The organism is Blautia sp. AF14-40, assembly GCF_003479665.1.
Lineage (GTDB): Bacteria > Bacillota > Clostridia > Lachnospirales > Lachnospiraceae > Fusicatenibacter > Fusicatenibacter saccharivorans.
The window spans coordinates 221,792-239,349 of record NZ_QUHK01000003.1 but is presented as its reverse complement, the minus strand read 5'-3'; the positions used below and the strand labels follow the sequence as shown (position 1 = coordinate 239,349).

General features: G+C 51.7%; 9 protein-coding genes and 4 tRNA genes. 11 read left to right on the top strand and 2 right to left on the bottom strand.

The features are described 5' to 3' along the window. The first annotated feature begins 89 nt into the window (after positions 1 to 89). The 4 genes from DWW13_RS04240 to DWW13_RS04225 all read left to right on the top strand — a co-directional run bounded on the left by DWW13_RS04240 (position 90) and on the right by DWW13_RS04225 (position 446). A tRNA-Glu gene (locus tag DWW13_RS04240) sits at positions 90 to 161 on the top strand. 26 nt (positions 162 to 187) lie between these two features. Beyond that, positions 188 to 260 (top strand) — tRNA-Thr (locus DWW13_RS04235). Between the two features lie 4 nt (positions 261 to 264). Continuing rightward, positions 265 to 338 (top strand) — tRNA-Ile (locus DWW13_RS04230). A gap of 34 nt (positions 339 to 372) precedes the next feature. Next, positions 373 to 446: transfer RNA gene (locus tag DWW13_RS04225), tRNA-Asp, on the top strand. Positions 447 to 566: 120 nt separating this feature from the next. Here DWW13_RS04225 and DWW13_RS04220 read toward each other — a convergent pair. Next, positions 567 to 1,184 carry a flavodoxin family protein gene (locus DWW13_RS04220; RefSeq protein ID WP_022461984.1) on the bottom strand — a complete coding sequence of 206 codons (618 nt, stop codon included), beginning with the start codon at positions 1,182 to 1,184 and terminating at the stop codon, positions 567 to 569. Between the two features lie 159 nt (positions 1,185 to 1,343). Between DWW13_RS04220 and DWW13_RS04215 the strand changes: the two genes are divergently transcribed. Continuing rightward, positions 1,344 to 4,676: an alpha-L-rhamnosidase gene (locus DWW13_RS04215; RefSeq protein WP_158579748.1), complete on the top strand. Its 3,333-nt coding sequence runs from the start codon at positions 1,344 to 1,346 to the stop codon at positions 4,674 to 4,676. A gap of 104 nt (positions 4,677 to 4,780) precedes the next feature. Here DWW13_RS04215 and DWW13_RS04210 read toward each other — a convergent pair whose 3' ends face one another. Then, positions 4,781 to 5,155 carry a metal-dependent transcriptional regulator gene (locus DWW13_RS04210; RefSeq protein ID WP_055221737.1) on the bottom strand — a complete coding sequence of 125 codons (375 nt, stop codon included), beginning with the start codon at positions 5,153 to 5,155 and terminating at the stop codon, positions 4,781 to 4,783. 221 nt (positions 5,156 to 5,376) lie between these two features. On the opposite strand from DWW13_RS04210, the gene DWW13_RS04205 reads away from it, so the two are divergent. The 6 genes from DWW13_RS04205 (at position 5,377) to DWW13_RS04180 (ending at position 17,533) form a co-directional block, all read left to right on the top strand. Then, complete coding sequence (locus DWW13_RS04205) at positions 5,377 to 6,585, top strand: serine hydrolase domain-containing protein (protein WP_243026003.1); 1,209 nt, start codon at positions 5,377 to 5,379, stop codon at positions 6,583 to 6,585. 332 nt (positions 6,586 to 6,917) lie between these two features. After that, complete coding sequence (locus DWW13_RS04200; protein WP_147326098.1) at positions 6,918 to 7,145, top strand: HPr family phosphocarrier protein; 228 nt, start codon at positions 6,918 to 6,920, stop codon at positions 7,143 to 7,145. Positions 7,146 to 7,331: 186 nt separating this feature from the next. Next, entirely contained in the window at positions 7,332 to 10,667 is a 3,336-nt protein-coding gene (locus DWW13_RS04195) for a 3'-5' exonuclease (protein ID WP_243026002.1), read from the top strand. Between the two features lie 16 nt (positions 10,668 to 10,683). Beyond that, positions 10,684 to 12,873 (top strand): DNA topoisomerase III, encoded by a 2,190-nt coding sequence (locus DWW13_RS04190; RefSeq protein ID WP_118719389.1) that lies wholly within the window; start codon positions 10,684 to 10,686, stop codon positions 12,871 to 12,873. A 175-nt stretch (positions 12,874 to 13,048) separates the two neighbouring features. Then, a complete protein-coding gene (gene bglX, locus DWW13_RS04185; RefSeq protein ID WP_118719387.1) occupies positions 13,049 to 15,259 on the top strand; it encodes a beta-glucosidase BglX in 2,211 nt (736 codons plus the stop codon). A 24-nt stretch (positions 15,260 to 15,283) separates the two neighbouring features. Beyond that, positions 15,284 to 17,533, top strand: coding sequence for a glycoside hydrolase family 3 protein (locus tag DWW13_RS04180; protein WP_118719385.1), 2,250 nt, complete (start codon positions 15,284 to 15,286; stop codon positions 17,531 to 17,533). Positions 17,534 to 17,558 lie beyond the last annotated feature (25 nt).

The following is a 17,558-nucleotide window of genomic DNA, read 5'->3' as shown; positions in this document are numbered from 1 at the left end:
CCGAAGGGTTGTTGGTTCGAGCCCAACTCGGGGAGTGAATGCGACCTGTAAGAGTTTCTTACAGGTCAGTTCTTTCAAAAAGTAAATATGGCTCCGTGGTCAAGCGGTTAAGACATCGCCCTTTCACGGCGGTAACACGGGTTCGATTCCCGTCGGAGTCACTGAATATAAAATATTTGTTATGTATGCCGATGTGGCTCAATTGGCAGAGCAGCTGATTTGTAATCAGCAGGTTATCGGTTCGAGTCCGATCATCGGCTCTTTGGACCTTTAGCTCAGTTGGTTAGAGCAACCGGCTCATAACCGGTCGGTCCCGGGTTCGAGTCCCTGAAGGTCCACTTTAGTTCCATATTTTATATTCTGTATATGTCTGGCCCGGTGGCTCAGCTGGTTAGAGCGCCGCCCTGTCACGGCGGAGGTCGTCGGTTCGATCCCGATCCGGGTCGCTTTAAAAAGTCTGCGGAAGCAGGCTTTTTTCGTGTATAAAATTTCTTCCAGCTATAAAAGATGCCGTATTCCAGACATAGAAAAAAGTCTGAAAGACGGCATCTTGCTTAACAGATAAATTAACGGATAAAGTTTGTGCCGACGCGCGGTTCCTTTTCCGGAAGACCAAAGGATTCTTTTCCGAGCTGGATGCTCTTCATCAGAAAACTCATATTCCGTGCAAGGGTACGCATGATCTGCAGGCCTTCGAGATCTTGCTGTGCCTCGTCCGCATTATTTCCATGGATACTGTTCCAATACTGGCCGGAAGCAACCGGCATGCCGGAGATGGTGAAGTATTTGTTCAGCTCATCAAAGGTAGCGGAAAGACCGCCGCGGCGTGCAGAGACAACCGAAGCGCCGACTTTCATGGTCTTGTCAAAGTGTGTGCTGTAGAACAGCCGGTCAAGAAAAGCAATAAGTGTTGCATTTGCAGATGCATAATAAACCGGACTTCCGACAACAAGGCCGTCAGCCTCTTCAAATTTCGGAGCAACCTCATTTACCATATCGGAAAAAGCACATTTTCCGAGCTTGGAACAGGCACCGCAGGCAACACAGCCGCGGATATCTTTATTTCCGATATGTACGATTTCCGCCTCAATACCATTTTCTGTAAAGACTTTTTCCATTTCGTGCAGGGCAGTATAAGTGCTGCCTTTTGCGTGAGGACTTCCGTTGATTAATAATACTTTCATTTGATGGTACCTCTCTTTCGTAATTTTCTTTATTATAACACCGGAAAAGATGCAAATAAAGACGCTTTTTTGGGCAAAAACTGATCTTAACAGAAATAGCTGCTGGACGGTATAATACAATCAGCAAAGAAGGCAAAACTTGCAATGGGAGGTTACCAAATGAAGATAGAGAGAATTCTGATTGAAGATCAGATGGCACCGATCGGGCTGGATGAGAAAAAACCGGCATTTTCCTGGCTGCTGACGGCAGAAGAAGGAGAACAGAATCTGATGCAGAGCGCATGCCGGATCGTTGTGCGCACCGGAGAAGATACTGTGTGGGACAGCGGAAAAATGGAAACCGGCGTATCAACAGGGATTGGTTATGAAGGAGAAGCACTGCAGCCCTGTACCAAATATGAGGTAAAAGCAGAGGTGTGGGATAACCACGGCGGAAAAGCAGAAGCAGAAAGTTCCTTCGAGACAGGCCTTATGGATTCTTTGTATGCAGCATGGGAGGGAGCTGAGTGGATCGGCGCACCGCATGCGACGGTATGCGCGGAAAACCGCGGTGTTTTTACGATCGAGAGTGAATTTCGGATGGAAGGCGGGAAGGGAGAAGCGGGTATCGTCTTTGGAGCCAATGACTTCCGTCTGAACGATCATACGAAAAATGAGCTTGGCATGGAAGGGGAGAACTATATCCGTTATGCTGTGTGCCTTGAGGAGGGAGATGCACGCCTCGAAATTTACCGCGTGGGCTATGCGCCGGAGGATACAGCGGAAAAACCGTTTGCCGTTACGAAACTGGTCAACTGGAAAGAGAAAACACAGGAAATCCTGACACCAGAGAATGCCGATGCCTTTCATAAGCTGACCGTAGAGGTTGACGGCAATGTGGCATACGCCTATGTCGACGGCATCCTCGTGGATGCCATTGAAGAGCATGGATTTTTTGGAACGAAAGTATCAGGCCGCCAGCTGAATCCGAGAGGAAATAACGATGTGCTGCCGTATCCGAGACTGAATGAGATCGGATTTTATGCAGGAAAAGGGACGACAGGATATTTTAAGAATCTGACCGTAAGAAACGTAAGAAAACCATCCGCGGAAATTGTTCGTGAGACGCCGGAAGGACGGCTGGATGGGGGAAAAAGTATCTTTGCGGATCAGATTCCGGTGGAAAACGGATACTTTAAAGTAGAAGACAGCCAGATTACGGCAGATCCGTCCCATCATTCAATTCCAATGCTGCGGTCGTGTATTTCCTGCCAGAAAGAGAAAAAACTGGCATCGGCACGCCTTTATATTACTGCGCGCGGTATCTACGACTGCCGGATCAACGGACAGGAGATCACGGAAGATCTGCTGCGTCCGGGTCTGACACAGTATGACCACAGAATGAACTATCAGACATACGATATCACAGGGCTGATGAAACCGGGCCGAAACGGAATCGGCGTGACGCTGGCATCGGGCTGGTGGAGCGAGGCACAGACCTTTGTGGTGAAGAACTTCAATTACTTTGGAGACAAGGAGAGTCTGCTTGCCAAGGTTGTCATGAAGTACGAGGACGGCAGCCGCGAGGTCTTTGGAACAAATACCGAGGATTGGAAGTATTTCGGAGAAGGTCCTTACCTGTTTTCCAGCTACTTTGCCGGAGAGCAGTACGATGCGCGCCGGGCCGAGGTTTACGAAACTTATTCTCTGCCGGAGTTTGATGACAGCACCTGGGAAAAGCCAGTTGTTGTGGATACCGTCATGATCGAAGAGTTCTGCACGATGCCGGGCTTTGGACGGTCCTGGCCGGCGGTTCATGAGCAGAAGCCGGAATATATCGGTGAGTACGATGCGCCGGTGCGGATTGTGGACCGGAGAACGGCAAAGACGAGAAAAGAGCTGTTCCCGGGTGTGTATCTCTACGATCTGGAACAGGAGATGGCCGGTGTACCGCGGATTACACTGCATGAGAAGGCGGGCACAAAGATCATCATCCGCTATGCGGAGGTGCTTTATCCGGATCTGCCGGAGTATGCCGGAAAAGAAGGCACGATGATGCTGGAAAATTACCGGGATGCGACGAGTACGGATGTTTATATCTGCCGCGGCGGGGAAGAGGTGTTCCAGCCGAAGTTTACCTTCCACGGCTACCGCTATATTGAGATCAGCGGTGTGGAGCATGCGCCGGAGCTGGAAGAAGTAGAGAGTCTTCAGTATTCTTCTGTGACGGGATTCCATGGAAGCCTTACGAGTAGCCATAAACTGCTGAACCGGTTTGCCGAGAATGTTTCCTGGTCACAGAAATGCAACTTTATCAACATTCCGACCGACTGCCCGCAGAGAAATGAGCGCATGGGCTGGGCGGGCGATACGCATATTTTCTGCCATACGGCGCTCAACAACAGCAGCCTGAAGAAATTCTATGAGCGGAACCTGCAGGCGATGTGTGATCTGCAGACACCGGAAGGCCAGTACCCGGAGATTGCACCGGTGGGCGGCGGATTCGGCGGCATTACGTATGAGTGTGCGAGTATTTTTATGGCGTGGGAACTGTATGAGCAGTATGGGGATATCCGCACACTGGAGAAATTTTATCCTGGCATGCAGAAATATATGGACTATATGAAGGATAAGGGTCTGCCGGGAACGAAGGTAAATCCGGCGATCGGACCGCTTGGCGACTGGCTGGCACCGGAAGAGACGGATCTGCTGCTTTTATGGAATGCATTCTATTATAAAGAAGCCGATCTGATGAGCCGGATTGCCGGTGCGCTCGGAAGAACAGAGGAGCAGCATCAGTATGAGGCGCTTGCTGCGAAGGTGAAGAAATTCTGGAATGAGACATTTGTACTTCCGGATTCCGGAAAGACCTGCAATGCGGACGGAACGCTGTGTGATACGCAGTGCTCGTATGCAATTGCACTGTCTTATGGTGTGGCAGAAGACAGAAAGAGAATAGGAGAGCATCTGATCCGAAAGACGAGAGCGATCGGCTATACGGTCGGAACGGGATTCTTTGGAACGGGTATTCTGAACCAGATGCTGACCGAGCAGGGCGCTGTGGAGGATGCCTGGAAGATGATGCTGCAGACGGCATTCCCGTCGTGGCTGTATCCGGTGACCCAGGGAGCGACGACGATCTGGGAGCACTGGGATTCTTACACGAAGGAAAAAGGCTTCGGCGGACAGAATGCGATGAACTCGTTCAATCATTATTCGCTCGGAAGCGTTCTTTCCTGGCTGTATCACACGGGACTTGGTATCCAGAGAGACGAGACAAAACCGGGTTATCAGCACATTCTGCTGAAACCGCAGCCGGGCCCGCTCGAGTTTATGAAAGGTTCCGTAGACAGCCCGTACGGCGTGATTTCTGCCGGATGGGAGCGGAAAGGTGACAAAATAGAGTATCAGGTTACGATTCCGGTCAATACAACGGCAACCCTGTTTAAAAACACGGAGGATCCGGCGGATACCGTGGAACTGGGAAGCGGAACGTATACTTTTATGCTGTAAAAAGAAAACCCGAAAGGCTCCGGCAAAGAAATGGGAGACTTTCGGGCGGAAAGAGAAACGCTGTCGGAGAGAAGAGAACTCCGGCAGCGTTTTCTTTGTCATGCTTATTTTTCGGCAGTCATGTGCAGATGACGTTTGATCGCTTCAAAGCTTTCCTGGCTGATGACATGCTCGATGCGGCAGGCATCTTCCGTGGCGGTCTGCTCATCAACACCAAGGCTCATCAGGCCGCGGGAGAGGAGCTGATGGCGCTCATAGATCATCTCTGCGATCGCGCGTCCGCTGTCGGTCAGGTAGATGTAGCCTTCCGGCGTTACGCGGATCTGCTCTTTTTCTCTTAAGTTTTTCATGGCAACGCTGACACTTGATTTTTTAAAGCCAAGTTCTTCTGCAATATCAACACCGCGTACAACGGGTTTTTTCTGACTTAAGACTAAAATGGTTTCCAAATAATTTTCTGCGGATTCATTCGTTTTCAGCAAGATGTTCACCTCGTTTTTCTAAATAGCTGAAGATTCATAAATATATATACATATAGAATAGCATATTTTTCGGAATAGGGCAATGATGGTTTTTGATGGTTTTTCTTAATTTCAGAAAAGTTGTAAGATTTCAGAAAAAAAAGACAATGAGGATAGAAGAAGAAAAGCAAGAGAAAAGATGACAGGGGGCAAAAAGAGAGGTAAAATAGGAAAAAACAATGAAATTTAGATGGAGGTTAGGACATACCATGGAACAGGTGATAAAGAAAAGACTGCAGCAGGTGATGGATGCGTCTGTTGCAAAAGGAGAGACACCGGGCTGTCTTCTGATGGTGATCAAAGACGGAGAGGAGCAGGTTTATCTGGAGAGCGGATATGCGGATATCGAAGCGAAAAAGCCGGTTTCCCGCGATAATATTTTCCGTCTCTACTCCATGAGCAAGCCGATTACCGCGACGGCCATGATGATTCTGGTAGAGCGCGGAATCGTCGATCTGGCGGATCCGGTCAGCAAGTATCTGCCGGGCTTCCGGAACCCGGTTGTATGTACAGCGGATGGGAAGATAGAAAAAGCGGAGCGGGAGATCCTTCTGGAGGATATTATGAATATGACATCCGGGCTGACGTACGGCGGAACGGATGAGACGGGACGGCAGACCGATGCACTTTTTCAGGAGGTGATCCACGGACTTAAGGAAGAAAACGGCGGAACGATCAGTACAGTAGAATTTGCAAACCGTCTTGGAAAAGTCCCGCTTCTGTATCAGCCGGGCCAGTCCTGGAGTTATGGAACGTCGGCGGATGTCGTAGGTGCGGTGATTGAGGTGGCAAGCGGCATGCGCTTTGGGGATTTTCTGAAAAAAGAAATTTTCGAGCCGCTCGGCATGAACGATACCGATTTCTGGGTTCCGGCAGAAAAGCAGGATCGTCTGGCGAAGGTGTATGACTGCAGGGAGGGACAGCCGTCTGTCCGTTATCTGGACAATAACCTTGGCATTCAGAACGATATGGCGTACCGCCCGGCATATGAGGCAGGCGGAGCAGGCCTTGCATCTACCATCGACGATTATGCGAAATTTACACAGATGCTGCTGAACGGCGGCATCTACAACGGTGTACAGATTCTCCGTCCGGCGACGGTAAAATTTCTGGGAGGCCACACATTAAGCGCGGTACAGCAGGCAGGCTTTGATAACTGGATCGGTCTGGAAGGATTTTCCTACGGAAATCTGATGCGTGTTCTGGTAGATCCGACGCGTGCGGTAACGCTGGGAAGCAAGGGCGAGTTCGGCTGGGACGGCTGGCTTGGATGCTACATGGAAGTCGTGCCGGAGCAGAATATGACATTTCTGATGATGACCCAGAAAAAAGATGCCGGAACGTACACCCTGTCCCGGAAGATCCGAAATATTATTTTCAGCGAATAACTTTTCATGAGAGTGATTCTCAAGTAAGGCCTTCCGGCCCGTCAGATCAGACGAAAAAAGTGCCGGAAAAGAAACAACTTAACGAATCAGACGGAACATATGAGCAAATTGCTGTAAAACTACGTCGAATTTTGTCTAAAACGGATATTTGCAGTGAGACAGATGTATGCTATTTTAGTGTCAGTCGAAAATGAAGGCGATTTCATTACTACTTTCAGAAAAAACAGCAAAAAAGGAATATCGTGTAAGCTTTTGACCGATTTTGAAGGAAATAAAAGAAAGAATTCAAAATCATGAAAAAAAGACCAAAAAGCAGAAAGGATGCAGAAAATATGATTTCGTTACCGTTAAAGTTTGATGAAGTAGAGAGTGTAGAAGAATTTGTAAATATGGTGAAACGCCTGGATTACGACGTTGACGTAAAAATAGGACGATGCGTCTTTGATGCGAAATCCCTGATGAGTGTCCTGATGATCGCCGGAAACCCGGATGCGGTTGTGGAAGCCCATACGAACGATATCGAAGCATTTAAAAAGAAATTTAAGGATTACCTTCAGTAAGAAAAAAAGTCGGAAAGGCACTGTGTGTAAGATGCATGGTGTCTTTTTTGATGCACGAAAAAGCGGGTGAAGTATCTTGCCGGGGAGACGTGTGCATGGTAAAATAAAGTCTATTGGGATGGAAATAAGAGAATCAAAAGAACGGGCTGATGTAGAAGAAGTTTTTCGTAAAAAAGGAGGTACAAAGTGGAAGAAGAGAAACTGGAAAGAAGCATCAGAAAATCAGAGATTCCCGGACTTACGAGGGAAGAGGAGGAAGCACAGCTTGCGAAGGTGATCGGGATTGCCGAGCAGAATCTGGAACAGGCGAAGGCGGATATCCGGCTGGCGAATGAGGATCTGGCGGATCTGATGGAGACGTACGACGCAAAAGAGGCGGAAGGCCTGGCGCTCTGGAACAACGCGACGGCGAAGCTGAATGCGTACCAGCACGGCATGGCGCGGCTGGAAAAAGCGAGAAAGAAGCCGTATTTCGGGCGGATTGATTTTCAGGATCCGCGGCTTTCGTTTTTAGAGTCCTATTACATCGGGCGCGTCGGCATTTCCGATGAGAAGGCGGAACCGGTTGTGCTGGACTGGCGGGCGCCGATTTCCTCCGTCTATTATGAGAACAGCACCGGGCCGTGCAGCTATACGGTGAGTTCAGAGGGTACTTTTTCGATTGATCTGAAAAGAAAGCGGACGTATGAGATTGAAAATGACCATCTGAGAGACTTTTTTGATTCCGATGTGGTAGCGAACGATGAGCTGCTGACAAAGTATCTGGCGAAGAACAAAAAAGCGGTGCTCGGTGAGATCATTGCGACGATCCAGCAGGAGCAGAACCTCATTATCCGCAGATCCCCGAAGACGAATCTGATCGTACAGGGCGTGGCTGGTTCCGGAAAGACGACGGTGGCGATGCACCGGATTTCGTACATCCTCTATAATTACGAGGAGGACTTCCGGCCGGAGGATTTCTATATCATTGGAAGTAACCGCATTCTGCTGAACTACATTACCAGCGTTCTGCCGGAACTCGATGTGTACGGCATCCGTCAGATGACGATGGAGAAGCTTTTCATCCGGCTTCTGTACGAGGACTGGGACGAAGAAAAGTACACGGTACACACCATCGACCGCGCGGATGAGAAAAACAGCATAAAGGGCGGAAGCGGCTGGTTTTTCGATCTGGAAAATTTCTGCCGTACGTACGAGGCAGAGCAGATTCCGCGGGAGCCGGTGCGGCTGGAAAAAACGGGAACATTGCTTCTGGACGCCGAGTATATTGATAACTATTGCAGGGAGCAGTCCACACTTTCCATGGAAGGAAAGATGTGCATGCTGAACGAGATCCTGCTGGCAAAATTTGAGAATGAGGTTTCGGGAAAAGAAGTGACGTTTCCGGCGCGCGAAAAAAAGGCGCTGAAGCGGAAATACGAGAAATATTTTGGAGATGGAAAATGGCGGGGATCCATTTTTGATCTCTATTTACAGTTTCTGGAGCAGCAGGAGGAGAAAGGAAAAGCGGTGGAAGTGCCGGAAAACTCCTTTGATGTCTATGATCTGGCGGCGCTGGCATACCTCTATAAGAGGATCAAGGAAAACGATCCCGTGCGCGAGGCGAGCCATGTGGTCATCGACGAGGCGCAGGATTTCGGGATGATGGCGTACCAGGTGCTTCATTACTGTCTGCGTGACTGTACGTATACCATTATGGGAGATACGTCGCAGAATATCCATTTTTCCTACGGCCTGAACGACTGGGAGGAGCTGAAAAAGCTGATTCTGACCGGCACGTACGATGCGTTCGGCGTTCTGCGGAAGAGTTACCGGAATACGGTGGAGATCTCCGATTTTGCAAACGAGATTCTGCGGCATGGGGACTTTGCGATCTATCCGGTGGAGCCGGTGCTGCGGCACGGAACGGCGGTGCGGAAAGAAGCATTTGACGATGAAGCGGCGCTGCTCGCCGCGGGTGTTCAGACAATCAAGACATGGCAGGCGCAGGGATATGAGACGATTGCCGTTGTATGCCGGGATGAGGCAGAAGCGGCGGATACGGCGCGGAAGCTGAAACAATACGTGCCGGTTGTGGAGGAGGATCTCGAGACGGCAGAGTTCGGCGAGGGCGTGATGGTGCTCCCGGTGGCATATACGAAAGGTCTTGAGTTCGATGCGGTGCTGCTTCTTGATCCGACGGAAGAAAAATATCCTGAAAATGACGGACAGGTAAAGCTGCTTTACGTGGCGGCGACGCGTGCATTGCATGAGCTGGCCGTACTGTATACCGGAGAACTGACGGGAATTCTTGCAAAGGAAGCGCCGAAGGGCCGACACAATCAGGAATTTGCCATGGAGACGCTGACGAAGGCGAAAGAGTATGAGAAGGTTTCGCTGACGCAGAAGGAGGCGCGTGAGGAGAACCGCGCGATCGGCATTCAGGAGATGGACGAGCGGAACAGCCATGGACCGAAACGGATTGTGATCAAGCCGGAGCAGAGGCCGGGAATGGCGCCTGGAAATACAAGCACGACCGGAACAGCGGTGATGGCAAAAGGCAGTACGGCAACGCGGAGGGGTGCGGCAGAAACGGGAGAAGAAATTGCCGCAAAGACAATGCAGCAGCGTGCACCGGAAGGGGTGTCATCTATTTTTGCTGGTGCGGCTTATCATGGAAAGGCAGGCGGCAAAGCGCCGGGAAGCAGACGGAGTGCAGGAACACAGACAGAAATGCAATATGGAACGGGCACGGCCGGAGTGCAGAGTGCAAAAAGACCGGGCGGAGCAGGTATGGTACCAGGAGAAGCCGAGAAGACGGAGCGCCTGAATACCTCACCTTACGCTTTCGGTGCAATCCCGGAAAACGAGCTGCTGCGCATCAAGGGCCATTCGAAGATCAAGTGTGCGGTGAAATGGGCGAAGAAAGGAAAATCGGCGGTTGAGATTGCCAGCATGTACGGCATCTTACGCATCACCCCGATCACGCCGGAGGTGATCCGCATCAGTTTCGTAAAGGGTGTGACCGCAAAAGTGCAGGACACGTACTGGAAGCCGAAGGCAGATACCGCGTTTCCGTGGAGTGCGAAAGAATCGAAGACGGCGGTGCTGGTCGAGACGGAAAAGCTGCGCGTCATGGTAGAAAAAAAGGACGGCGCGGTGCAGTTCCTGACGCCGGACAACAAACCAATCCTTTCCGAGAAGCGTGACGAGCCGCGCATGATCGACGGCGGCATGACATGGACGTTCTTCGACTGGAGCGGTTCCGAAAAGCTGAAAGCAAAAGGCATTCTTTCGACCGAGTGGCTGGATCTGACCGCGAAGGCGCGCTACGTCTCTTTTGGCGGAAAGCAGGCGCGGATGCCGCTGCTTGTTTCGAACCGCGGCTACGGCATTGCGGCCGCCGCGTCCCGGACGGCACTGCTGTGCAATGTACGGACGTTTGGAACGTATCTTCACACCGCAGGGGACGGACAGATTGATTATTACTTCATTCTCGGAAAAGACCGGGAGGAAATTGTAAAACAGTATAAAGAGCTATAAAAGGAGCAGACATTTTATGAAAACTCTGGTAATTGCAGAAAAACCATCCGTGGCACGCGACATTGCGCGCGTACTGGGGTGCAGCAAAAAAGAAAACGGAGCGCTGGCGGGAAACAAGTATATCGTTACCTGGGCGCTCGGCCATCTGGTGACGTTAAAAGATCCGGAAGACTATGACAAAAAGTATAAGGAATGGAATATGGCAGTTCTGCCGATGATGCCGGAAAAACTGCAGATCAAGGTCATTCCGCAGACGGGAAAACAGTACCATGCGGTGGCGACACAGCTTGCGCGGAAGGACGTGAATGAGATTGTCATTGCAACCGATGCCGGACGCGAGGGTGAGCTGGTGGCGCGGTGGATTCTCGACAAGGCACATAACCAGAAGCCGTGTAAGCGTCTCTGGATTTCCTCTGTGACGGACAAGGCGATCCGTGAGGGTTTTGCCAATCTGAAGGATGCGAAAGAGTACGACAATCTCTACCGCGCTGCCGTTTCCCGTGCCGAGGCGGACTGGCTCGTCGGCATCAATGCGACGCGGGCGCTGACCTGTAAATACAATGCACAGCTTTCCTGCGGCCGTGTGCAGACGCCGACACTTGCCATGATCGCACAGCGCGAGCAGGAAATCCGTGAATTTGTCCCGAAACCGTATTACACGGTGACGGCCGCGGCGGGCGGTGTGGTCTACACCTGGAAAGATGAAAAATCGGGCGGTACAAGAATCTCTGATCCGGAAAAGGCAAAGCAGATCGCAGAGAAGGCAAAACGGTATCCGCTTGTCTTACAGAACGTAGAAAAGAAGAAAAAGCAGAAAGAAGCGCCATTGCTCTACGATCTGACGGAGCTGCAGCGCGATGCGAGCGCACGGTTCGGCTATTCGGCAAAACAGACGCTGAATCTGATGCAGAGCCTCTATGAGACCCATAAAGTCCTTACGTATCCGCGGACAGATTCACGGTATCTGACGAAAGATATCGTGCCGACGTTAAAAGAGCGGCTGGATGCGGTCAGCATCGGCCCGTACAAAGCACTGGCCCAGCAGGCGAAGCGCAGTCCGCTGAACGGAAAGCTCTCCTTTGTCAATGATGCGAAGGTTTCCGATCACCATGCCATTATCCCGACGGAGCAGTACGTGCAGTTATCCGCACTCTCGAACGAGGAGCGCCGCATTTATGATCTTGTTGTGCGCCGTTTTCTTGCGGTACTGCTGCCGCCGTGTGTATATGAAGAGACGGTGATCCAGGCTTCCATCGAAAAGGAATGCTTTACTGCGCGCGGAAAGCGCATGGTCGAGAAAGGCTGGCAGGAGGCGTACGAGGATAACCGGTACGACGAAGAGGATGAGGCGAAAGAAGAGGTGCGGGAGCAGAATCTGCCGCTTCTGGAGGCAGGCATGAAGATCGGGCAGCCGAAGATCAGTCTCCGCGAAGGAAAGACAAAACCTCCGGCACGCTTCACGGAAGGCACGCTGCTCTCCGCGATGGAAAATCCGGTCCGCTACATGGAAAACCGCGATAGCAGCCTGGTAAAAACGATCGGTGAGGCGGGCGGCCTTGGAACGGTTGCGACCCGTGCGGATATCATCGAGAAGCTGTTCCGCAGCTTTCTGCTGGAGAAAAAAGGCAATGAGATCTATCTGACCTCGAAAGCACGCCAGCTTCTGAAGCTGGTTCCGGCGGATTTGAAAAAGCCGGAGCTGACGGCAAGCTGGGAGATGCAGTTAAACGACATTGCAAAGGGAAAGAAGCGGCGCGATGTGTTTATGAAGGAGATCCGCAGCTACACGGTGGAACTGATCGATGAGATCAAGACGGAAGAGGGAACGTTCCGCCACGACAACCTGACGAACAAGAAGTGCCCGAACTGCGGAAAACGGCTGCTTGCGGTGAATGGAAAGAACGCAAAACTGCTCGTCTGCCAGGACAGAGAGTGCGGCTACCGCGAGACGGTTTCCCGCACGACGAATGCGAGATGCCCGGTCTGCCATAAGCGCATGGAGATGATCGGAAAGGGCGAGGATGCGACGTTTGTCTGCGCCTGCGGCCACAAAGAGCGCATGACAAAATTCCAAGAGCGCCGCAAAAAAGAGGGCGGCGGCGTGACGAAGCGCGATGTGGCAGCTTATATGAAGAAACAGAAAAAAGAGGCCGAAGAGCCGGTGAACAATGCGTTTGCCGCAGCATTAAAAGGAATTAAATTATAAAAAGGGAGCGAGTTCTGCCGAAAATCAAAAAACGGCGGAACCCGCTTCTTTTGTTAAAATCGTTGAGGAAAAGGTCAAAAAAAGTGATTGTTTTATGCAGAGTTATGCCGTAAAATAGAAACAAATGATATAAGAAACAGGAAAATTCTGAAAATAACAACAGGGAGGTTTTTCAATGAAACAGACAGATCTGGAAAAACTGCTGGCGGATATGTCGCTGAAAGAGAAAGTAGATCAGATGCTTCAGTTAAGCGGAGCATTTTACCTCGGGGATGAAAACAGCGTCCTGACCGGCCCGGCAAATGACATGGGAATCGGAAAAGAGGACCTGGAGATGGCCGGTTCCATTCTCGGTGCAGCCGGTGCCGATACGATGAAAAAACTGCAGGATGACTACATGGCAAAACAGCCGCATCACATCCCGATGCTGTTCATGATGGATGTCATTCACGGCATGAAGACCATTTTCCCGGCGCCGCTGGCGCAGGGAGCCACTTTTGATCCGGAGCTCTCCGGCGAGTGCGCGTCTGCAGCAGCAAAAGAAGCATCCGCGGCCGGACTTCACGTTACCTTTTCTCCGATGGTTGACCTTGTGCGCGATGCGAGATGGGGCCGCGTTGTGGAATCCACAGGCGAAGATCCGTACCTGAACAGCCGCTTTTCCGAGGCGATCGTAAAAGGCTTCCAGGGCGATGATTTAAAAACACCGGGAAAAGTTGCCTCCTGCATCAAACACTTTGCAGGCTACGGCGGAGCAGTCGCAGGAAGAGATTACAACACCGTAGAGCTCTCAGAGCATACCTTCCGTGAATTCTATCTTCCGGCATACAAAGCAGGCATCGATGCGGGCGCAGCGATGGTGATGACATCATTCAACACGATCAACGGCGTTCCGGCGAGCACCAACAAATGGCTGATGCGCGATATCCTGCGCGGCGAGATGGGATTTGACGGCGTGCTGATTTCTGACTTTGCAGCCATTCTGGAAACCGTTGCCCACAGAAGCTCGAAAGATGCCGCCGATGCAGCGAAAAAAGCGCTGGAGGCAGGCGTGGATATTGATATGATGACATCCGTTTACGCCGCAAACCTCTGCCGTCTCGTAGAAGAAGGTGAAGTGGACGAGCATCTGATTGACGAGTGCTGCCTGCGGATTCTGGAGCTGAAAAACAAACTGGGACTGTTTGAAAATCCATATAAAGATGCGGATGCCGAGAAAGAGAAAGCATACAACCTCTGCCCGGAGCACCGTGCACTGGCGAAAAAAGCAGCGGAGGAATCCTTCGTCCTGCTGAAAAACGACGGCGTACTGCCGCTCGACACTGCGAAAAAGATCGCATTTGTCGGCCCGTATACCAACAATCATGAAATCAAGAGCAGCTGGTCCTTCACCGGCGACAGCAAGGACTGCGTGACGATTCAGGAAGCAGCCGAGAAAGTCTTCGACGCATCACGCACCACGTATGCAGAAGGATGCCCGGTTATCGGAAACGATGTGGAGCTGATCGGATTTACCGAGACGACACCGAAAAAATACAGTGAGGAAGAGCTTGCTGCCATGGAGCAGAGCGCACTACAGGCAGCAAAAGAGGCCGATCTTGTGGTAATGCCGATGGGTGAGCATTATCTGCAGAGCGGCGAGGCGACCAGCCGTGCCATGATCGATGTGCCGGAAATCCAGATGGAGCTGTTCCACAAAGTGCTGGCTGTTAACCCGAATGTGGTTGTCGTTCTGTTCAACGGCCGCCCGCTGGATCTGCGGGAAATCAGCGCTAAAGCAAAAGCCATTCTCGAGGTATGGTTCCCGGGAACCGAGGGCGGAAGCGCTGTTGTGGATGTCCTGACCGGAAAGAAAAATCCGTCCGGCAAGCTGCCGATGAGCTTCCCATACTGCGTGGGCCAGGCACCGGTCAGCTACAACGAGTATTCCACCGGAAGACCGAATCTGCCGGGCATGAAAGAGCGGTTCCGCTCCAAATATCTTGACATTCCGAATGCACCGCTGTATCCGTTCGGCTATGGTCTTTCCTACACGACATTTGCCGTTTCGGATGTCGTGCTTGACCAGAACGAGATGGATAAGAATGGCAGAATTGCAGCAAAAGTAACCGTGAAGAATACCGGTGATGCTGCAGGCTGCGAGGTTGTTCAGCTGTACATCCGCGATGATTATTCCGATGTGGTTCGTCCGGTGAAAGAGCTGAAAGGTTTCCGGAAAGTAGAGCTTGCCCCGGGTGAGGAGCAGGAGGTTACGTTCTATATTACCGAAGAGGATCTGCGCTACTACCGGCTCGACGGAACCTTCGGCAGCGAGCCGGGTACCTTTACGGTGATGATCGGCAACAGCAGCACGACGGAAAACAGTGCGGTATTTACATTAAAATAAATTGGGAAAAGAAGGGTGAAACTTATGGAGAAAACAACGAAAAACGGAATCCACCGGATCCGCCAGGAGGGCGGAAAAACGATCGCCTGGGCAGAAGAGTCCGGAGTTAAGGTACTGGAAAAAGACGGGTATTACTTTAAAGACCTGGCAAAAACCGGCGAACTGCTGCCGTATGAGAACTGGCGCCTCTCCGATGAGGAGAGAGCCGCAGACCTTGCGGGCCGTCTTTCCATCGAGGAGATCGCTGGCCTTATGCTGTACTCACCGCATCAGGCCGTACCGCCGATGCCGGGCGGTCCGTTCCAGGGAACGTTTGACGGAAAAACGTATCTGGAATCCGGCAAAGAACCGTATGCGATTTCTGATCAGCAGAAAGAATTTCTGGAGGACGAGCATATCCGCCATATCCTGCTGACGAACGTGGAAAGCCCGGAGATTTCCGCAAAATGGAGCAATGAGCTGCAGAAACGGGCAGAGACACTGCCGTATGGTATTCCGATCAACCTCTCCTCTGATCCGCGGAACGGAGCAAAGGATTCCGGCGCAGAGTTCAAGAGCGGTGGAAGCGAGATCAGCAAATGGCCGGAGGGTGTCGGCTTTGCAGCATGCTTTGACCCGGAAGTAGCCGGACAGTTTGCAAAGGATGCCTCCCGTGAATACCGGGCACTCGGCATCACAACGGCACTCGGACCGCAGATCGACCTCTGCACCGAGCCGAGATGGATGCGCTTTGTCGATACGTTAGGCGAAGAAGTGGAGATGTCCAAAAAGCTTACCAAAGCGTACTGTGACGGTATGCAGACAACGGAAGGGGAAGCAGACGGCTGGGGAAAAGACAGCGTCAACACGATGGTCAAACACTGGCCGGGCGGCGGCACCGGAGAGGCCGGACGCGATGCACACTATGCATTCGGACAGTTTGCCGTTTATCCGACCGGAAATTTTGAGGAGCATTTAAAACCGTTTACCGAGGCAGCCTTCCACCTGGACGGACCGACCGACTGCGCATCCGCGGTTATGCCGTACTACACCGTATCCTACGGCGTGGACAAGAAAAACGGCAAGAACGTCGGAAACTCCTACAGCGAGTACCTGATCAAGGATCTGCTGCGCGGAAAATATGAATTTAAAGGCATTGTCTGCACCGACTGGGGCATCACCCAGGATCCGGAGAAGACGATTGAGGGATTTGGAAGCCGCTGCTACGGCGTGCAGGATATGACCGAGGCAGAACGGTGTCTGCTGGCGATCACAAACGGCGTTGACCAGTTCGGCGGAAACAGCGAGTCCGGTCCGATTGTCGAGGCGTATAAGATCGGCTGTGAGAAATACGGCGAGAAAGCGATGCGTGAGCGCATGGAGCTGTCCGCCAAACGTCTTCTGATCAACATTTTCCACTGCGGCTTGTTTGAGGATCCGTATCTTGATCCGGAAGAATCCGCAAAGATTGTAGGATGCGAAGAGTTCTGCCGCCATGGCTATGAGGCACAGCAGAAATCCATTGTCCTGCTGAAAAACAGTGCGAAACGCGCACCGGAAGGACAGAAGGGTGTGCTGCCGCTGAAGAAAGGTTTGAAGGTTTATATTCCGGAGAGAAAGATCGGACCGTCCAAAGCGTTCTTCCGCATCGATCTGCCGGCAAAAACCGAAGATCCGCTGCCGGATGGACTGCCGTCCAAGTACGGTACACGCGTGGCATCACCGGAGGAGGCCGATGTGGCGCTGGTATTTATCGAAAGCCCGGCATGCAACCCGTATTCCACCGAAGATCTTGCGAACGGCGGCAACGGCTATCTGCCGATTACACTGCAGTACCGCCCGTATACGGCGAAAAAAGCGCGTGAGGTGAGCATTGCCGGCGGTGATTTCCGCGAGAATTTCACGAACCGCAGCTATCTTGGAAAGACAAACACTGCCTACAACGAGGCTGATCTCGACAATATTCTCGAATGCCGCCGCGCGATGGGCGACAAGCCGGTGATCGTCTGCGCAACCGTCAACAACCCGATGGTGATGCATGAATTTGAAGCCGAAGCCGATGCGATCGTCGCAGAGTTCGGTGTTTCGAGAGCCGCTGTGCTCGACGTTGTCTTCGGCGGTTACAACCCGACCGGCCGTCTGCCGATCCAGATGCCGAAGGATATGGATGCGGTTGAGGAGCAGAGCGAGGACCGTGCGTTGGATATGGAAACCTATATTGACAGCGAAGGACATAACTATGACTACGGTTATGGCATGAATTACGAAGGCGTTCTTCCTGCATGGAAAAAGTAAAAGAATAACAGAAAACCTGATCGGC

Bases quoted from the DNA above. Each gene is read 5' to 3' on its own strand.
- DWW13_RS04205 (WP_243026003.1), top strand. From the start codon at position 5,377: ATGAAATTTAGATGGAGGTTAGGACATACCATGGAACAGGTGATAAAG.
- bglX (WP_118719387.1), top strand. From the start codon at position 13,049: ATGAAACAGACAGATCTGGAAAAACTGCTGGCGGATATGTCGCTGAAA.
- DWW13_RS04215 (WP_158579748.1), top strand. From the start codon at position 1,344: ATGAAGATAGAGAGAATTCTGATTGAAGATCAGATGGCACCGATCGGG.
- DWW13_RS04200 (WP_147326098.1), top strand. From the start codon at position 6,918: ATGATTTCGTTACCGTTAAAGTTTGATGAAGTAGAGAGTGTAGAAGAA.
- DWW13_RS04180 (WP_118719385.1), top strand. From the start codon at position 15,284: ATGGAGAAAACAACGAAAAACGGAATCCACCGGATCCGCCAGGAGGGC.
- DWW13_RS04220 (WP_022461984.1), bottom strand. From the start codon at position 1,184: ATGAAAGTATTATTAATCAACGGAAGTCCTCACGCAAAAGGCAGCACT.
- DWW13_RS04190 (WP_118719389.1), top strand. From the start codon at position 10,684: ATGAAAACTCTGGTAATTGCAGAAAAACCATCCGTGGCACGCGACATT.